Here is an 18,560-nt window from a genome sequence, read left to right on the forward strand (position 1 = left end):
TCCTAAATTTCCGCGGAACTCGGCGTTATGGGGAAAAATTGTGCATTTGTGGCAACAAAGCTGAAAAACTCCTTGAAGATAGCGAAAAGCATCGTTATTATACGCGCCGCTTGAGACATTCGTGTTAAGCATCTTTATACAGTGCGTCCGTAGCTCAGTTGGTTAGAGCACTACCTTGACATGGTAGGGGTCGGTGATTCGAGTTCACTCGGACGCACCACTTTAAAGGGCATTCAGCCATAGTAAATACTAACCTAATCATTTGTTAAGCTTTGTGTGTCGCACTGATGTCGCACTTGTTTTTTTTCTGTATATAGTAATATATTTATGTATGAGTTTAAGTGCTAGTGCAGTTAATTAGAGGTAAAAGTTTCCTGGAGTTCTATCGTTTCGCGTAAGGTGTCGTGAATTGGATTGAATTTAAAAATGATTTTTTCTGCTTCATCAAAATTTTTGAAAGCGTTCAATAGCGAGCTTGTAGAGGAAGCGGACATTAATAATTGAAAATAACATTGGCGCAATACGTCTTCTTTGCTGAATGAATTAGTTACATATTGCCCATCAAAAGTGTTGTTCAACAACACCAAACCTCCATGAGTTAAACTATTAAAAACTGTTTTGTTTTGTTCAAAAATATCAAATAGTTTATTCGGAAAACCATATTGGCCCATTCGGTTGTCAACTTCCTTGGCTAATCTACCTAAATTCATCTCTTTAGCTTTGCCTGTTTCGCCGAATTGTTTTTTTGCTGTCAACTTATCCTTTCTAATAAAATAATCTATCTGATAGTCTGTGGCGCATAGATTTAACCAAAGCCCTCTGCATAATAATTCGAAAGTGGGCCGCATGAGACAAGCCACCGCACCATTATGATTTGCAGTTGATAATTGAATAGAAGCGCTAGTGTTGTACAAAACCCTTAAAGAAAATTGCATAAGCAAAAGCTTTCTTTTGTCAGATGGATTAGCTTTTAGTCCTTCAATCGCATTTTTGCACGATTTGATAAACTTTTGGATTTCAAGTGATGAAAATATTATTTCTGGGTCGGGGCTATAGTTCTTCAATTTAACAGTCTCTTTGGCTTAATTCACCATACTTAAATAGCGGCCGGAATATTCCTTGCTATTTACAAATTTCTTAGCTTCTTCATGATTCATAATGATTTGTTTTCTATTAAGGATAATATACAAACTATTCTGACCATAAAATGATAAACGACCAAATTAACTGGATGAACTTTGGTTATTCTATTTATTATTTGGTGCTTCTTCTATAGCTCCTGCTATAAATCTATCTACACATTTAGCCAGTGAAGAGAGTCTTGTTCCATCTCCATTTGGTGCATAAAAAGTGTAAGGAATTTTACGTTTTTTACTTGTTAAATAAGGTTTGCCAGTTTCATCGTCGTACTCAATCACATATTCTGAGAAACTTAACGTCCCAGCGGGAGATTTTTTTAAATTCCCATTTTTAAATCTATCATAAACATGCAGCGCATTACCGTTTTCCAATTCATTTTCATAAACAACATGCCAACCTAGAGCCTCCAATTTATTTTTAAACTCAAAGTAAACTTCTTCAATATTTGAGTAAAATTTTACCTTCGTATTTTCCCAAGATTGCTCGCTGTTACGTAATTCATGATCAACAATTTCAATTTTATCGATTAGGAATACTTTTGCTCTGTTTGTTACAAGACATTTAGCTCGTACCTTTCCATCTTCAAGTATTTGTAACGGAAGAACTTGGCGCACCGAACCTGGCTTACTGCCACCATTATATTTAATGGTTAATACTTCATCGCACTCTATTGCGCCTTTTATATTTTCACTCACATCCATATCAATTCCATTTTATTTGTATTCGTTCAATGAAACTTCATTATGGAGGATATAATGAATTGATTAAAGTCCATACTTGTCGATCATTAATTGGTCTGGGTCTTTTTGCTCTAATTTCGCTTTAGCTCGACTCTCAGGCGTTAAACATAAGTCTGATGCCAATCCTCTTAATTGGGCGTGTAAAGACGCTGTGAAGCCGTCAGAATCACCTCTAAGCTTTGCCAAAAGAAAGCAATATTGTTCTAAAAGTGGTTTATCTGCCGTGGTAATAAGCTTGTATTGTGTCATTGCCTTGTTCACTTCACCCCATATTTTACGATGTTCACCTTTAAGGTGTTTCGGGCAGTGGGGAAAGCTATAAGCCCCTTCAACACTGAGCTTGGGCGTTTCTCTGTCTTTTCTGTGTGTACCTTCGAGTAACTTCTCAATTGCTGTTTTTGATTGTGTCATGTCCCATTCCTACATGTTTATGTCTCAAATTTTCAACTGACGGTGGGTAAATTAAACTGGGCGGCGGTACTGGTAAACTAGGACTCTAGTCCTTAAAATACCCCCGTACCCTATGCACCGAAGTGATACCTAATCCGTCTCTTGTTCTGTTGATTCTGTTTGTGCCTGGTCTTGCTGCATCCAACTTTGGCTGTATTGTTCACCACCTTCTCTCGGTGGCATGTTCTCTGCTGCTCTGCATTCATTTGGATTCATTACTCCATTTCTAATGGCTATGTCATACACGCTGAACCTGTCTTCTGCTGTGGCTCTTAGCAGGTCTTTAGTTTCAAACTCGATGATGGTGTTAGCTCTGTTACTATCACTAATGAGGCGGCTTGCTAAACCTTCTTGTATATTGCTGAGCCATGGCCTAAGCGTCTGAGTAAGGAATGCTCTACTTGCTTCACTGAAATTGCTATATGTGCTGTTAGAATAGTCCATTAGAAAGATAGGGCTAATCTTAAACATTCGGGCTACATCAGAGATGGTAAACAATCTAGATTCTAGCCATTGCGCATCGTTGTTAGCTAAGCCAATTTGATTCCACTTTAAGCCACCTTCCAGTAATAATGGTTTATTACTGTTTGCTGAGCCTTTGTACTTATCGAACATTTCAGATAGTGCTTTAAATTGATCATCAGTGAGTTTCCCGTCCGTTTCTAATACGCCTGAAACTCGCATACCATTCTTAAACTGGCTGGCTCCATGCTCTTGCTGAGCCAATCCTAGACCTATGCTTTCTCGGCAAACTTGAATAGGGCTTTTACCTAATATTCCATCATCTGAGTGGTAGCGAATATGCAATATTTCATCCTGCAGATACTTGAACTGCTTACCCTTAGCGTTCGTGTGTTTGTAACCAAGTCGCCCAGTAGAAAGTAACTCCACTTGTATTGATTCGGGATGCAGTAAATGTAAAGCGCTAGGCTTGCCCGTACCATCGAATGTGATGTGAGCGTATCCATTGCCGCGAAGTAAAACGGATCTTAGCAAACCCATTTTAAAGTCATAAGCAGTTTGGTAAGCGTTTGGCGCCTGATTCAATAAGCGTTCAACGTGGTGTCTACCTTGTCGCTGTTTACCTTCATCGGTTCGTCTGTAAACGTGGATTGGTAAGCTTGCCACCGATTCGGCAATGGTTGAAACTGCGCAATATACTGCGGGTAGGGTTTGCGCCACTTCACTGTTAACGTGTTGCCCGCTGGCAGTGGGTGAGCCTATGCCCAGTGATTTAAGCAATTCGTAGGTATCGGTTACCGGCTCGCTGCGTTTAAACATTTTTAGTAAGTTCATAATCTCATCATCTCCAATCTAGCAAGCATCAAGTCAATGTCATTTGATTTTTGCTTTTCTTGAAGTGAGCGCATGGCCACCTCAACATTTGTTGCTTGGTATGCTGGCATTCCCGTTATTGTAACTTCTAACAAGTTAGCGCTTGTCACTGTTCTAAGGGCTGGCGTTTGTTCAAAGTCCCACTGTGCGCCCTCAGGATTGACGGTAAAGCCAAAACTCATGCCGCTAATATCTTTGCGCTCGATACTCGTCATTAAGTCTCTGGCTGCTTGTATGTTTGGCGGGTCAATCTCAACAAGCAAACCCTGATCATCTTCTTTGATTTCCATGGTTCCTGCGGCCGTTCTGCCAAGTATTAATTTATGGTCATGTTCGACTAAAGCGCGAATATCGTTGGTTAAGCTGTTACCGAAAGCGCCTGCTTTAATGACTTCAACAAAACCACCTAAGTCTTGAGAGGGGGAGTTGTAAACAACAGGTCTCCCTATGATTTTTTTACCCTTAAGGCTTAGGTCTGCTGCTGCTCTGATTTCAATTTGATTCATATAAACCTCGATAAAAAAGGGGCTTGAAACGCCCCTAATTATTTATGCTGCTTTTGGTACTAAGAATTTGAATGCGTTTGAGTCAACCAATCCACCACCAACATATCGAGTTGTTAGCATCTTAACCCAGCCTGGCAATGTAATATTGTCGCGAATCATTCGTGTGCCGCTAGTGTGGTCAATAACGTAATAAGCTCGGGCTAAGTCGCCATAGCCTATTAAGTCGTCTGACATTTCTTCAGCGATAACGATGGGTTTGCCTAGTAGGGTGTCTGGTGCTCCCTCTACGATTCCAGCTCTAAAAAGGTAATTGTCATCATTGTCTTTTAGCTTGCGAACCTTCTCTAACATTGCATCATTCATATAGAATTTTGCTGCCATTCGATATGCGGTTCTTAGTGTGTGAGATAAGGTAATTAAATCGTCTCCGTCAATCACTCCGGTTGCAGAGGACTCAATTTCCTGTAATTCCCCAAAAGTTCGGCTAGCGTCATTTGCGGAATCGCGCGTGTAAGTTAAAAGACCTTTAGGCTTTTTGCTGCCGTCTCCAGTCCAAAATGCTGCTTCTTCTTTTAGTCCGGTTTCGTCTGCCACCTCTGAACTTAACCAGCCTGATACATCGAAGTCAGACCAATCTAAAAGCTCTTGGGTTGTTTTAGGGTAGGCATATAGAGAATGTACGGCTATTTGTACCTTTTCTAGTTGGCTGGTGTTCGTTTCGCTTCGTGTATCGCCTTCATCGGCCCACGTAGCACTTGTGCCGCCAACGCTAACCAACTTTTCATACTTTTCAGTAGAGATGGTTTTAGTCGTTGCGTTTTGGCGAAAAACTGAAGTTTCTTTTAAAACCTTTGTAATTTCTTTATCAATGGCCGGAATAACAGTGTAACCACCGTCAGCGTTCGTACCAGCACTTAGGCTTCGTTGATCACCTGTTTGAACAAAAGCTCTTAGTTCTTCATTGCTTGGCTTGTCGATTTTACTTTCTGGCGTTTCGCCCGTGATAAGTGAACGTTCGTTGTCTGCCAAAACTTCTTCACATTCAATTTTTTGATTTAGGTTGGTAATTTGCTTTTGCAGTTCTTCAAACTTGGTTGACTCATTATTAGTTAATGAGCGCTTTTCTGTTTCTGCAGTTGTAACGATTGCTTTCATCTGCTTGTGCAGTTCAGCTTTTGTAGAGCGTAGTTCTAGTAGTTTTTTCATAGTCTAGTATTCCAATTGATAAAAAATCGGGCAACTGACTAGGGAATAAGACAGAAAGGGAAAAAGATATTCAGAAACCCCTTTCAATCTGTACTCGCCTACGTCTCGCAGGTCTATACTAATGGAATCTTGGCTTTTAGAGCTATCCACGTTTAAAACTAGAAAGTTGCCCAAAACTGTTAAAAGTAGTGAGCAATTTCAATATAACCCATTTGAAAAGGTCTGTAAATCGCTTAAGTTTATGATTTTAAAGGGGTTTGTGTGCCGTTGTGGCTTGGGGTATAGCGTTGTTTTTAGCGCATAAAAAAAGCCGGAAATTAATCCGGCTGATTGACTGCTTTCTGATTTTAGTTACTCAATTCTTGTTCTTGAGCTGCTTTTTCCGCTCGTTCCGCAGCTTGGAACTCTTCTAATGTATCTGCATACTCGATTGGTTCACCGGCCATATCATCAGCCGCTTTTTGAATTTCAAATAATAGGTCCGTTACAGCCCACATTGCATTTCTGTAGTCTTTAGCTGCGTTGCTATTGCCTAACTCTTCCAATACCTTGGGGCCTGTTAAATTAAGAATTGCTAAAGACTTATCAACATTCATTGTAGCTGTGTCCATAAATCTTAGTTCTTTAACTGATCTTAAAGCTTTACGTCTTGCCATGGTCATATCTCCTTTTACATTCCGCTGGTTTGGATTGTTGGGTTATTTTGGATTAATGGTGAGTCAGTGTGACCATTTTCTGTAATTAGCTTTTTAGCATCATCTACTAAATCTCCAACGGTACAGGCGATTAAATCCATATCACCGTTTAGCAATTCTTGATCACCTGTTTGATAGTGGGAAGACATCATCATTAAAATGCTATGTGCTTTACCCAATTTAATGCTGGCTTTATCTAGATTGTTCATATCGTTCTCCAATTTAAAGTTATGCAAGATCGTCATCTTGTTGTAAACTGTGGTACACACCCTTACAATATAATAGTGGTACACACCCAATGCAAGAAGAATCGGAAAAAAAAGTTAAAAGGTCAGATGAACGCAAAGGTTCAGTACGTAAAAATATCCGTTTTGAGGACAATCTGATTGAGGCTATCAGCGAACAATTGCCAGACAATCCAGATCCCAACACAAAGGATAAAATTCCGAAGCTAGGTTTTTCAGAATGGGTTAAAGATGCTTGTTGGAAAAAGCTGGGTAAGTAGCAATCTTTTGACAATAGTCGTATTTGACTAAAACCTAGTCGTTTCTGACTATTCTTCTTAAGTTCAGTACCTTGTGTACTTTTGTTCACTGTATTGTGAACTTTGTTTTTCGCGCTCGTTCCTTTCAAGCCTCTTTTTAATGGTTTTATGAACGAATTAAAACACTCTTTAAACCTGTATGTATGGCTTACTATTAAGGTCTCCAGAAACTGGAGTATGCGAGATTGGTTGATAAATTGATAAGTCATTGTTTTTCCTAAATTTGGTTTTTTCTGCATCCTCCAGAAACTGGAGTATAAAAGTTTCGCATCCTCCAGAAACTGGAGTATAAAAAGCCTTTACACTCCAGAAACTGGAGCATGGAAAATTTAACGTTTAGCATTGTCTATATGGTCGATAAAAGTTCGCAATGCTGTTCGTGTTGGCTGTATATCCATTTCAAAGCCTCTTATCTCGTCAACCTTTTCCCAAGTTACAGCGTAATAATTTGGAGTCCTGCCTGTTTGGGTGAGCGAGTTTCCTTTAGCTAATTCAATAAACCCTTTTTGCCTTAAACCTTTTATTGCGTTACTTAGTGTTGTTTGAGATTTGAAACCTCTATGTTTTACTTGAGACCATACAGCACACAATTTACCGTTGTTTTTACCTTTATATTGATAGGCAAACCAAAGGAGTAAGCGTATTTCATTACCAGACAACTTGTTGAAATCTGGATGATCTATCACTCTGTTTGGTATGCCTGCAAATGGTTGAGGTTTAGCCATCAAGTCCCCCAAATAGCCCCGAAGGGCTATGCTGCTTGGCTATAAATGGAGTAGGGAGGTAATCCTTTTAACGGCTCTAAACCACGCTGAGAGCGCAATTTATTAACCCGGAATATTGCTCGCTCGATTGATACATCATCTAGCAATCTATAGCGGGTATAGGTTGCTTTGCCTCCGTGCCTGTGGGTAATCGGGTTAGGCTTTCTGTCAAACAAAATCCCGTGCTGGCGAAAGTTACTTACCATCGTATGTAAGCACGATTCACCATAGGCCCAGTCTGCTTCTTTTTGAAACATTCCTGCACTACCTCGATTCAAAAACTCAACAAGGCAAATTTCTTCTTTATATGGAATTAAATTTAGTTTAACCTTTTGATTCTCAGGTCTAAGGTCGTTGCTCGTTTGGGTGGCGGCTTTTTTCATTTACGCTGCCTCCTCTTGATTGGTTTCATTAATCCATTGCTCAATATCAGAGCTCAAGTATCGTACCTGTCTCCCTAGCTTTAAATATCTGGGCGCTTTCGCTCCCAATAACTTGCCGGTAACTCTTGACTGTCTAAGCGTGACTTCTGAAATTTTAAGCTGTGCTGCTAGTTCGATAGTGGTTAAGTATGACATCGGTATATCTCCAGTAATTAGTGGTTAGCGTTAATCGCTGGAAATATATTAGTTTGTGTGTGGGGGGATAAATAACGGGTAAAGTTATTCTTTTCAGCAACTTTACCCTTGGTCTAATAACTCTTTAATTTTGTCAGATATGTTTTTTTTCTCAATACCTATCGAAGCTAGGCATTCGATTAAAAACCTATGGAATTTACTTTCTGGTGTATAGGCAGCTTTCAGTCCATGCGAACGAAATATTTTTGCGACCTCTACAATCAAGAAGCTAATTTCATCTTTTCTCGCATATCCTGTTAGTGTGCTCATGGATTTTTCAATACCAGCAATTAAAACGGTTAAATTCCGCAGCGGTGATTCATTTAATAATTGTTGATCTGCATATCCGTGTTCATTTTTTTCAGCAAGAAAAATATGCACGGGCAAAGCTTCTGCGGATAATGGATCTAGTTCATTCAAATACTTCATAGCGTTCAATAAATGACCATTGACTAATTCTAATGACTTTTTGGTCTCGCTTGCTCTATTGATTCTTGGAATATCGTCATTAGCTAATTTAGCTTCAATAATTTTTTCAGTTTGCTTAATCAAGCGGTCAGCGCAATCAAATTTTACTATTTTACTTAAGTTTATCGTTTGCTGGTCTGTAAATTTAAATGAGTCGACAAGGCCACCAGAGATTGATTTAGAATTCCATTTATCTTCATACTTCCTAGCTTTATTTAAATTGGTCATGCGGTCAATTCCTTAATTTTGTTAGCCCATAACTCTAACGCTTCCCTGCGTTCTTCCATGTAATCGTGCTGGTTATACACTCTCATCATTCCTGCTAGCTCATGGTTGAGTAATTTTTCAGTGACAATGGTGTCGACCTTCATTTTTGATAGGTGCGTCTGCAGCGTTCTTCTAAAGTCGTGCGGCGTGAATGCAGCAACATTGATAAACCTGCCTTTAGGTTCGTCAACGTCATCAGGCCTAATATGGCGTTTGATAGCCCGGGCAACGCTGCGCTTATCAATGGGCTGTGTGCCAGGTAAGCCGGTTCTATTCGTTACCGAAGGGAAAATATACTTGCTGCCTAAAAAATCAAACTGAACTGATAGCTCTTTAAGTCGTTTAATGATTTCGTCATTGGTTGGCACATAGTGCGGCTTTTCTTCACCGCGGCGGCTCTTGGTGTTCTCAGGCGGGAAGTACCACATACGTTTTTCAAAGTCGATATGCGACCATTCGGCAAGGGTCAACTCCTGAACTCTGCATCCAGTCAAGCAGAGCAATTCTATTACTAACTGAACTTGCCTTGAGATCCCGACTTTTGGCAAGTCTATAAATAGTTGCTTCAACTCGTCATCGTCTAAATAGCGATCGCGGGCAATCTCTTTGCCGGTGTTTGATGTCACCGAAGTATTAGCTATAGGGTTAATTTCTATCAAGCCTCTATCAACGCCAAACTGAAATGCTTGTTTGATTAGGGCTAGGGTTTTACGTGCGTGTGGCTTGTGGCCTCTATCTACAATTAAATCGATGCAGTCATTGAGAATTAAACGGCTAGTAACGCTCGATAGAGGGACTTTGCCTATCTGTGGAATAACATCATTGTTGAATATGCTGATTGCGCTCTCAGGACGTTTACGCTCGCGTTTTAGGTACCGCTCTGTGAACTCTAATAATAGATACTCGACGGTTTCAGAATCTTGCTTTGCTTGCTCTAATTCAGCCATGTCAGCGAGCTTTTTTTGTGCTGCTGATTCTTTCTCTCTGGCTTCACGTTCTGCGAAAACGTCAACACCTGTTTTTATACGTCCTTGTAAAATTTTCGCATCGTCTCGGGCTCTAGCTGGTGTAATGTTTTTTTCATCAAGGCTAGCTATCTTATAATTGCGCTCAAATCCTTCACGGCCCCCGATTCTGTAGTAAAGATAGTAAGCACCCGAACGGGTACCATCGGGCTTAGGTTTCCCCAACCTGAGGTGAAACCCTTTCACCTCAGTATCGCTAATCCGCCTTATTTCAGGATCTATATTCTTCAACAATGAATCAGTTAACTTTGCCTTTAAAGTTGCCATGTCGCACGTTTCCTATTTTTAATGTCGCACGGGTGTCGCACAATATTTTGGTGTGACCACCAACGACAGATAACACCAGTCAGCGACCACATACAAATAATAGGCATTTAGGTCAATAAAATAAAGGGTTTTAGGTGAAATGATTTAACGTTGGGTTACAAAGGGATATTTCAGATTACTATGTGCGTTCTCTTGACATGGTAGGGGTCGGTAGTTCGAGTCTACTCGGACGCACCAATTTATTCGAATCATCTATTTTATATTGATCCTTTTATATGGCACCAATTTATTCGAATCATCTACTTTATATTGATCCTTTTATATGGCTCCAATTTGCGTATTCGTGCTCAGCACTACCGCTTTCTATGACCCGGTCCAAAGGTCGGTAGTTCGAGTCTACTCGGACGCACCAATTTCATTCAGATCTTTTAATTACTACTATGCACTTTATATTGATCCTAGAATGTGGCTGCAATTTGCGTATTCGTGTTCAGCACTACCGCTGTCTATGACCCGGTCCACAGGTCGGTAGTGCTAGTTTTTGCACACGCCCAATCTACATCATTACAACCAACATCTTGTTTTTCATTGATGATTTCCGGATATACACCACAACACTCTTTAAAATAGCAATATTAAAGCGTTTTTAATCAAATTGTATCGCTAACAATCAAAGTTTCAGCATTAAATTTTATTCTATTCGTATAATTCATTGATTTTTGTTCAGTGAAATTTTTAACTAAGTTGAGTTAAATAACTTATAAAAGTTATATTTAATTAAATTTTTCAAATGGTTAACTGGGTTTCTGAAGTGGATGATAAGTACAGTGATTTATTTTTGAGTGAATATGATTGAATTTGCTTGACTGTGTTTCACAAAGATGTAAAATTAAATTAACAACTTTGACCTAAGTGCGATTATTGCATCAATCACCGGAGTTAAAAAAAAGATGGCAAGTAAAAAGAGTGAATTTAAACACGTTAATTATAGTTGGGAAGATGCGGTTGCCGACAAATTATCGCCTATTGAAAATCTAGTATATCGTTCGAATATATTAGGGGCAGATCAACGTATCACTAACACCGGAGGAGGCAATACCTCTGCAAAACTGATGGAAAAAGATCCACTAACCGGTGAAGAAGTAGAAGTATTATGGGTAAAAGGTTCCGGTGGCGATTTGCGGACCGCAAAAGTAGAGAATTTTTCATCATTGTATCAAGGTAAATTAAACGCTTTAGATGCAACTTACCAAGCTCGAGAAGATAAAGGTTACAAGCAGGCTGGAGAAGATGCCATGATTGGCATGTACAAGCATTGTAACTTTTGTTTAAACCCCAGAGCCTCTTCAATAGACACACCATTACACTCCATGATTGCAGATAAACATGTCGATCATTTACATCCAAATGCGGTAATTGCTATTGCATCTTGTAAAGACCAAGAAGCTTTAACAGAAAAAGTATGGGGCGGTAAATTGGCATATGTGCCATGGATGCGCCCAGGTTGGGAAGCCGCTAAAGTATGCGAAGAAGCATATGCACAAAAACCTGATAGTGTGGGCATTTTGTTAGGTCAACATGGACATACAAACTGGAATTCTGAAAGCAAGAGTTGCTACGAAACATCGCTGTGGGTGATTGAAACGGCAGCTCGATATATTGAAGAACACGACAAAGGAGAACAAACCTTTGGTGGAGCTAAAGTAGAAAGTTTATCTGAGAAAGAGCGAACAGATTTATTAACTAAGTTTTTACCGGTTGCTCGTGGTGTTTTATCTAATAAAGTCAAATTTATTGCTACCGTACAGTCAGATGAAACAGCCTTACGGTTTGTCAACAGCGTAGATGCTCCTCGTTTAGCCAAATTAGGTACCTCTTGTCCAGATCATTTCCTTCGCACTAAAATTCAACCTTTGTATGTTGATTATAATCCAAAGACGGATGATTTTGATGCACTTGTTAAAAAATTAAATGCCGGAATTGAGCAATACCGTGTTGAATATGCAGAGTATTACAATAATTGTAAACGTGAAGATTCTCCTTCTATGCGGGATCCAAGTCCTACCGTTATTTTGATTCCTGGCGTAGGTATTATTGGTTGGGGTAAGAATAAAAGTGAATCTCGTGTTACTACTGAATTCTATAACTGTGCAATTGAAGTTATGCGCGGAGCAGAAGCAATAAGTGAGTACACTGCCTTACCTCAACAAGAAGCTTTTGATATCGAGTATTGGGCATTGGAAGAAGCAAAATTACAGCGGATGCCTAAAGAAGCCCCACTGGCACGTAATGTCGTTGTTGTTATTGGTGCAGGTGACGGTATAGGCAAAGAAACTGCGTTTAGAGTGGCTAAAGAAGGTGCTCATGTAGTGTGTGCCGATTTACGCCATGATGCAGCACAAAAAACAGCTGATGAACTTACTGCAATTTACGGACAAGGTATCGGGGTTGCTGGTACGGGGATTTCTGGTTGTGGTCCGGCTATTGCTCTAGAAGTTAATATCACCGATCGAGAAAGCGTACAAAAGATGTTTGAACAAGTCATTCTAGCTTACGGTGGAATTGACAACGTGATTATCACAGCTGGTGTATTTTTAGCGCCAGGTCAATCAGGTATGACAAATGACCAAATGTTTGATATGAGTTTTGCAGTCAATGTGAAGGGAGGCTATATAGTTGGTACAGAAGCCAATGAAATTTGGCAAGCTCAAGGTCTTCAAGGATCCTTTGTATTAACGACTAGTGTTAATGCTGCAGTCGCTAAAAAAGGTTCACTTGCTTATGACACATCTAAAGCAGCAGCTAATCATTTAGTTCGCGAGTTAGCCGTGGAATTGTCGCCTTTAGTAAACGTCAATGGTCTTGCACCGGCAACGGTAGTAAAAGGAAGTACGATGTTTCCTCGTGACAGAGTAATTGCATCGTTAAGCAAATACGATGTTGATTATTCTGAGTCAGATTCAGATGACGAACTCAGAGATAAATTAGCGATGTTCTACGCTCAACGTACATTAACAAAACAACCAATAACACCAGCAGATCAAGCAGAGGCTGCTTACCTATTGATTTCTGGTCAATTAAGTAAAACAACTGGCCAAATTATAAGTGTGGACGGTGGTTTGCACGAAGCTTTCTTACGCTAAGATAAGAACGAATTAGGAAATATTATGACCCAACGTATCGATAAAGGGCTAATTGCAGAAGAAAATGCAAAATTAGAAGCCAACTTAAACGAAGATTATCAAGCGCTAGGAAACAAGTTAGCGCGCGATGGTATTAACATTGAAGACATCACAAGCAAAGCGCAAGAATTCCAAATTGCCGTTCCTTCATGGGGAACTGGCACTGGTGGGACGCGTTTTGCTCGATTTCCAGGTGAGGGCGAGCCGCGCAACATTTGGGAAAAACTAGAAGATAGTGCTGTTATCAACGATTTGTCGCAGTGTACAGAGCGTGTTTCTCCACATTTCCCTTGGGATAAAGTTGATGATTTTTCTGAGCTTAAACAAACATCTGACAGTTTAGGGTTAAAGTGGGATTCGATAAATTCGAATACTTTTCAAGATCAAGCTGGTCAAGAACATAGTTTTAAGTACGGTAGCTTAAGTAACACTAACCAAGCTTCTCGGGACTTAGCGATTCAACACAACTTAGATTGTATCGAATATGGCAAAGCGTTGGGCTCAAAAACGCTAACTGTCTGGGTAGGTGATGGTTCTAACCATCCCGGTCAGCAGCATTTTCAACATGCTTTCGAGCGTTATTTGGAAAGCATGAAAAAAATCTATGCGGGTTTACCGTCAGATTGGGAATTGCATATCGAACACAAAATGTTTGAGCCTGCATTTTATTCAACCATCATCCAAGATTGGGGCAGTAACATATTAGCAGCAATGGAATTGGGACCTCAGGCTAAATCTTTAGTTGATTTAGGTCACCATGCGCCAAACGTTAACATAGAAATGATCGTTTCGCGGTTAATTCAATTTAAGAAATTAGGTGGCTTCCACTTCAATGATTCAAAATATGGGGATGATGACCTAGATAGTGGTAGTTTGCATCCGTACCAGCAATTCTTGATCTTTAATGAATTAGTAGATGCTGAGTACCGCAAGCAAGAGGGATTTGGTCCTAATTATATGTTGGATCAGTCACACAATGTAACAGACCCGATTGAAAGTTTAGTTAATTCGGCCGCTAGCGTACAGCGCTCGTTTGTTGCAGCGCTAATCGTAGATCGTGAAAAATTGACTGAATACCAAACAGGTAACGATGCATTAATGTGTAGCAATACACTTAAAAAAGCGTTTACCACAGACGTGTCACCTATTTTAGAAATGGCAAGGTTGCGCAAAGGTGGGGCGATTGATCCCATTGCAGTATACCGTAAGTCAGGCTACCGCAAGCAAGCGGGCGTGGAGCGTCCAAATAGTGGCGGTAACGGTTCAGGCATCGTTTAAAAAATAGAATAGGCTACAAGTTAAGCAGCAACGAAACCTATGTTTCATTGCTGCTTTTAAATATTACAAGAATAATAAGTATTGATGTCGATTATTTTGTTCTGTGAAAAACAAATTGTCGATATTTCGGAGGCAAGATGTCGACAGCAGAAGAATTTGAAACTAAACCGGTTACTCCCAAACAATTACAAGGACCTAAGACGTTCGCAGCAAGTTATGCTGGTGAACACGTAGCTGGGACCGAATTTGTCATTGGCGCTTTATTTGTATCTTGGGGAGTTGGTGCCGCGGATGTATTAGTTGGCTTATTGTTTGGTAATTTGTTGGCGGTGTTAACATGGGGATTAATAACCGCGCCTATCGCTACCGATACCCGCTTAACCTTGTACGCTTATTTGGAAAAAATCGCAGGCCCAGGCACTATCAAGTTATATAGCGTGGTCAATGGTATCTTGTTTTGTGTGCTGGCTGGGGCGATGATTACCGTGTCAGCCTCAGCGGTTAGAATACTGTTTGGTATTGAAGATCAAGTTGGTTATTTCCCTTCTGATTTGCGCTTTGTCTTAGTGGTATTAGGTGTCGGTGCAGTGGTTGTGTATATGGCAGTGAAAGGCTTTAAAAAACTTGCTGCATTTGCCGAAGTGTGCGCGCCTTGGATGATATTGATGTTTTTTATTGGAGCACTTGTGATGTTGCCAACTACGATAGCCGCCACAGCTGGGGTAGATGGTATTGGAAGCTTTAATGACTTTTTAAAAGTAGCAAGTGAATCGATTTGGCAAGACACTGAAGGCGAAATTGGAATTTGGCATGTCATCGCATTTGCATGGGTGGCTAATTTGGCCATGCACGGTAGCCTTGGCGACATGACATTGTTGCGCTTTGCGAAGAGCCCTAAATATGGCTATTTTTCTGCGTTAGGTATGTTTATTGGTCACTATATGGCGTGGGTATGCGCCGGAATTATGGGAGCAGGGGCAGCCATTATTCTTAACACGAGCATCACAGCGATTGACCCTGGTTCAGTAGCCTACACAGCATTAGGTGCATCAGGTATTTTAGCGGTTATTATTGCCGGATGGACAACCTCTAACCCAACTATTTACCGTGCAGGGCTGGCGTTTAGTTCGTTAAATCACACATGGGGGCGAACCAAAGTCACTATCGTAGTGGGTATTATTACCACGATTATTGCCTGTTCACCATTTGTGTTTTCGGGCTTGTTAGGGTTTGTAGGCTATATGGGATTACTTTTGGCTCCAGTTGGCGCGATAATTGTAACCGAACACTGGATATTTCCTAGAATTGGCTTTACTCGATATTGGTCGTTCTTCAAAGGTAACACCACAAACGTCGCCGCATTTGCTACTTGGATTGTTTCTATGATTGTAGGCATTTTAGTAGAGCAATCAGGCTTATTACATTTATTCTTTATCTTAGTTCCGCTATGGATATTTTCGACCCTGTTATATATTGGTTTGGCGTCCACTATGGGAGCAAAACAAACCTATGCACAAGCGGAAGTAGCCGAACAGAGCGAAAGTGAACGTAAAGCTGCTGAAGTCGCTTTTCTAGCTCAGGCACCGGAACTTAAAGATTCAGTCGAAAATACTCCTCTTATCGCGACAATCGCTAAGTATATATCTTGGACTGCGCTTTTAGCTTGTTTGTATATGGGAGGAATGTCCTATATTAATAAAGACATAGAGACGATTACTACTTGGTTAATTGTGCCGACATTAATTTATTTTGTAACTGCAACTTATGCTTATTTGGCAAAAGATAACGAAAAGTAGACCTTATAAAAATTGCAGTCGATGCGCGCTTGTTTTGGAGTGTAAATGAAAAATTTTCTAATTTTATGGGGTGCGACTTTTCTACTAGCGAGTTGCACAAGCTTGAGCAAGCCGCAGCCTCAGAGTTTATTAGATCCAGAGCTAACTCAGTTTACTAATATCTACGATTACGGTAGTGCCCGCATGGTAGGCGATGTATTAGAGTTGATCTCCACTGCGAACTGGTTTTATGTCACTAAAAAGACCTACAAAAACTTTATTCTAGAAGGCGAAGTATTAATGCCTGATGTACAAGAATATAGTAATTCCGGGTTTATGTTTCGCGGCCGCGCTAAAGTAAAAGGCAATGGATTTGAAGCTGAAGGTTTACAAGCCGAAATAGATCCAAGTGAACGTAAGTGGAGTGGGGGAATATATCATCAAGCAGGGCGAAAATGGTTACATCCATTACACCCTACTCGCTCTGAGCCTGATGAAGATTTTAAACATAACTATCTACCCGAATGGTCTGAAGAAATGGCAAATGCCTACAAACACCTTCAGTGGAACAAATATCGAATAGAAGCCATTGATAGTGATATAAAAGTGTTTGTAAATGGGGTGTTGACGACGCATATTACTGATACTAAACACACAGAGGGTTTCATAGGTTTGCAGCATCACGGAAGTAAAAAATTACGGGAAAGCGGCAAAACTGACAATCTTGTGTATTTTCGCAATATTATGATTACTGAGTTATAAAAAGCGTAATTTTATTAATCATCTTCAATAATATATACCGTACCTTCAGTGAGTTTAGCTAGTATATTTTGCCATTCTGTCACGTCCCAATTGGCATTTGATCCCATGAATATAGCTTTTTCTAAGTTGCTTATTACCTGAGTGTAATCGCGGTTTTCTCGGTTTCTATGGGATAAGGCCAATAGATAGTAAAACTCAGGATTAGTATGTTGCTTGGCTTCAATTTTGTTCAGTAATTTTATTGCGCCGTTGACGTCATGGAGCGATTTATCATTAGCTGTCAATTTTAATTCAGCGGCCTTCAATGCTGCCGGCACATGATTTTTTTCAACCGCAGATTCAAACCAAAATAGCGCTTTCTTTTCGTCGTAATTTACCCAAGGGCTAGTTGTAAGTAGTTTACCCAATCTATATTCGGCACGGGCTAGACCGTATGTACTGGCTACACCAATCCACTTAATGGCTTCTTGAATATCGTTTTGTTCTCTTAATAACATGTAACCATATTCAAACATGGCGCCAGGATGGCCTTGTTTAGCTAAGAATAACATGCGGTTCGCTACTTCTCCTCGTTCTTGTTCAAGCCAAGGAAAATTTTGAAGAGTCATTGCAAATTGGTACTGGTCATTTAGACTTTTTCCGCTTTTTAGTTTTTTATAGCGACGATATATACTGGCGTATAAGGCTTCATCTTCTTCAATTAAGGTGAATTTATTGTATACCGCAGCTCCCATAAAAACACGATGTACAAACTCAACAGATTGCGATTGAAACGTTGGTTTTAATGTGGGGAATAATGAGTATTCATTTAACAACGAGCGTGAATTTCCCACTTTTTGTACATCTGTAATATTACGTTTTGAACCATCAATGGCGACATCATGATCAACAATTAAATATGGTTTTTTGGGAGTCGATATTAATGTGTAAAAATCATCTGATTCATCATCTCCAAACTCATCGGTAAATTGGCCTGCTCCATTCTCTTCAAAATCCTGCTGGTAATCGTCAGCAAAATATTGTGTATCTAATCGCTCTTGGCCTTCAAAGCTAATTTTAGTATTTAACGTTTCTTGCTTAATCACAGGGAAGTACGTTTGCTGAATAAGCTCTTTACGGTTTGAATTAGAATTATTGCTTAATACTTCTTGTATCGTTTGTCTCTGTTCATCACTCAAAGCGGCTAGCATATTTGTCAAAGTTGTTTGCGCATTATCTAAGCCATAGTCCGCGGCCATTGAAATATATATCAGTGCAAGTAGTGGATCTTTGTCAACGCCTAGACCCTTTTGATACATATTTCCTAGTTGATAAAAAGCGTGGGGATTACCAATTTTAGTCGCTTCCAAATAACCTTGTTTGGCGAGCTTATATTCTGCAGCAGTAAAATGCTTATCTGCCTTGAAAATATCCGCGGCCATAATCGTAGATGGTACTAAAAGGCAAGAAATAGAAATGGACAGGAAACGTTTATTCAAATTTTTCATATCTATTAAAGGTGAGTTAAAGTGATTTGATGTGATTATATATGAATAAGTA

General features: G+C 39.9%; 19 protein-coding genes and 1 tRNA gene. 6 read left to right on the forward strand and 14 right to left on the reverse strand.

The window, feature by feature from the left end; translation table 11 throughout:
- Positions 1-143 precede the first annotated feature (143 nt).
- Positions 144-220: transfer RNA gene (locus tag VUI23_RS08660), tRNA-Val, on the forward strand.
- A gap of 133 nt (positions 221-353) precedes the next feature.
- Here VUI23_RS08660 and VUI23_RS08665 read toward each other — a convergent pair.
- The 8 genes from VUI23_RS08665 to VUI23_RS08700 all read right to left on the reverse strand — a co-directional run bounded on the left by VUI23_RS08665 (position 354) and on the right by VUI23_RS08700 (position 6,281).
- Positions 354-1,064 (reverse strand): hypothetical protein, encoded by a 711-nt coding sequence (locus tag VUI23_RS08665; protein WP_040522286.1) that lies wholly within the window; start codon positions 1,062-1,064, stop codon positions 354-356.
- A 183-nt stretch (positions 1,065-1,247) separates the two neighbouring features.
- Positions 1,248-1,841 (reverse strand): hypothetical protein, encoded by a 594-nt coding sequence (locus VUI23_RS08670; protein WP_342807810.1) that lies wholly within the window; start codon positions 1,839-1,841, stop codon positions 1,248-1,250.
- Between the two features lie 63 nt (positions 1,842-1,904).
- The gene (locus tag VUI23_RS08675; RefSeq protein ID WP_342807812.1) at positions 1,905-2,291 is read right to left on the reverse strand and encodes a hypothetical protein; all 387 of its coding nucleotides are present in this window, start codon (positions 2,289-2,291) and stop codon (positions 1,905-1,907) included.
- 129 nt (positions 2,292-2,420) lie between these two features.
- On the reverse strand, positions 2,421-3,626 hold the full coding sequence (locus VUI23_RS08680; RefSeq protein WP_342807814.1) for a phage portal protein: 1,206 nt from the start codon (positions 3,624-3,626) through the stop codon (positions 2,421-2,423).
- Positions 3,623-4,171 (reverse strand): HK97 family phage prohead protease, encoded by a 549-nt coding sequence (locus VUI23_RS08685; protein ID WP_008843952.1) that lies wholly within the window; start codon positions 4,169-4,171, stop codon positions 3,623-3,625. Before VUI23_RS08685 ends, VUI23_RS08680 begins: the two co-directional genes overlap by 4 nt.
- 42 nt (positions 4,172-4,213) lie before the next feature.
- Positions 4,214-5,377, reverse strand: a complete 1,164-nt coding sequence (locus tag VUI23_RS08690; protein WP_342807816.1) for a phage major capsid protein — start codon at positions 5,375-5,377, stop codon at positions 4,214-4,216.
- Positions 5,378-5,724: 347 nt separating this feature from the next.
- Positions 5,725-6,033 (reverse strand): hypothetical protein, encoded by a 309-nt coding sequence (locus tag VUI23_RS08695; protein ID WP_342807818.1) that lies wholly within the window; start codon positions 6,031-6,033, stop codon positions 5,725-5,727.
- A gap of 14 nt (positions 6,034-6,047) precedes the next feature.
- Entirely contained in the window at positions 6,048-6,281 is a 234-nt protein-coding gene (locus VUI23_RS08700; RefSeq protein WP_342807820.1) for a hypothetical protein, read from the reverse strand.
- Positions 6,282-6,370: 89 nt separating this feature from the next.
- Between VUI23_RS08700 and VUI23_RS08705 the strand changes: the two genes are divergently transcribed.
- Positions 6,371-6,577, forward strand: coding sequence for a DUF3950 domain-containing protein (locus VUI23_RS08705; RefSeq protein ID WP_342807822.1), 207 nt, complete (start codon positions 6,371-6,373; stop codon positions 6,575-6,577).
- A gap of 368 nt (positions 6,578-6,945) precedes the next feature.
- On the opposite strand, the gene VUI23_RS08710 is transcribed toward VUI23_RS08705, so the two are convergent.
- From VUI23_RS08710 to VUI23_RS08730, 5 genes are all read right to left on the reverse strand, one after another.
- Entirely contained in the window at positions 6,946-7,341 is a 396-nt protein-coding gene (locus VUI23_RS08710; RefSeq protein ID WP_342807824.1) for a hypothetical protein, read from the reverse strand.
- Between the two features lie 26 nt (positions 7,342-7,367).
- Entirely contained in the window at positions 7,368-7,763 is a 396-nt protein-coding gene (locus tag VUI23_RS08715; RefSeq protein WP_342807826.1) for a hypothetical protein, read from the reverse strand.
- Positions 7,764-7,958, reverse strand: a complete 195-nt coding sequence (locus VUI23_RS08720) for a helix-turn-helix domain-containing protein (RefSeq protein ID WP_008843960.1) — start codon at positions 7,956-7,958, stop codon at positions 7,764-7,766.
- Positions 7,959-8,060: 102 nt separating this feature from the next.
- Entirely contained in the window at positions 8,061-8,693 is a 633-nt protein-coding gene (locus VUI23_RS08725; protein WP_342807828.1) for a hypothetical protein, read from the reverse strand.
- On the reverse strand, positions 8,690-10,024 hold the full coding sequence (locus VUI23_RS08730; RefSeq protein ID WP_342807830.1) for a site-specific integrase: 1,335 nt from the start codon (positions 10,022-10,024) through the stop codon (positions 8,690-8,692). Before VUI23_RS08730 ends, VUI23_RS08725 begins: the two co-directional genes overlap by 4 nt.
- 950 nt (positions 10,025-10,974) lie before the next feature.
- Here VUI23_RS08730 and VUI23_RS08735 point away from each other — a divergent pair.
- The 4 genes from VUI23_RS08735 (at position 10,975) to VUI23_RS08750 (ending at position 17,021) form a co-directional block, all read left to right on the forward strand.
- Entirely contained in the window at positions 10,975-13,167 is a 2,193-nt protein-coding gene (locus VUI23_RS08735) for a bifunctional rhamnulose-1-phosphate aldolase/short-chain dehydrogenase (RefSeq protein ID WP_342807832.1), read from the forward strand.
- 24 nt (positions 13,168-13,191) lie between these two features.
- Positions 13,192-14,484: an L-rhamnose catabolism isomerase gene (gene rhaI / locus VUI23_RS08740; RefSeq protein ID WP_342807834.1), complete on the forward strand. Its 1,293-nt coding sequence runs from the start codon at positions 13,192-13,194 to the stop codon at positions 14,482-14,484.
- A 137-nt stretch (positions 14,485-14,621) separates the two neighbouring features.
- Entirely contained in the window at positions 14,622-16,280 is a 1,659-nt protein-coding gene (locus VUI23_RS08745; RefSeq protein ID WP_342807836.1) for a nucleoside transporter, read from the forward strand.
- 45 nt (positions 16,281-16,325) lie between these two features.
- Positions 16,326-17,021, forward strand: a complete 696-nt coding sequence (locus VUI23_RS08750) for a DUF1080 domain-containing protein (protein WP_342807838.1) — start codon at positions 16,326-16,328, stop codon at positions 17,019-17,021.
- A 14-nt stretch (positions 17,022-17,035) separates the two neighbouring features.
- Here the strand turns inward: VUI23_RS08750 and VUI23_RS08755 are convergent, their stop codons facing one another.
- Entirely contained in the window at positions 17,036-18,499 is a 1,464-nt protein-coding gene (locus VUI23_RS08755; RefSeq protein ID WP_342807840.1) for a sel1 repeat family protein, read from the reverse strand.
- Positions 18,500-18,560: the final 61 nt, after the last annotated feature.

The organism is Alteromonas sp. M12 (assembly GCF_037478005.1).
Lineage (GTDB): Bacteria > Pseudomonadota > Gammaproteobacteria > Enterobacterales > Alteromonadaceae > Aliiglaciecola > Aliiglaciecola lipolytica_A.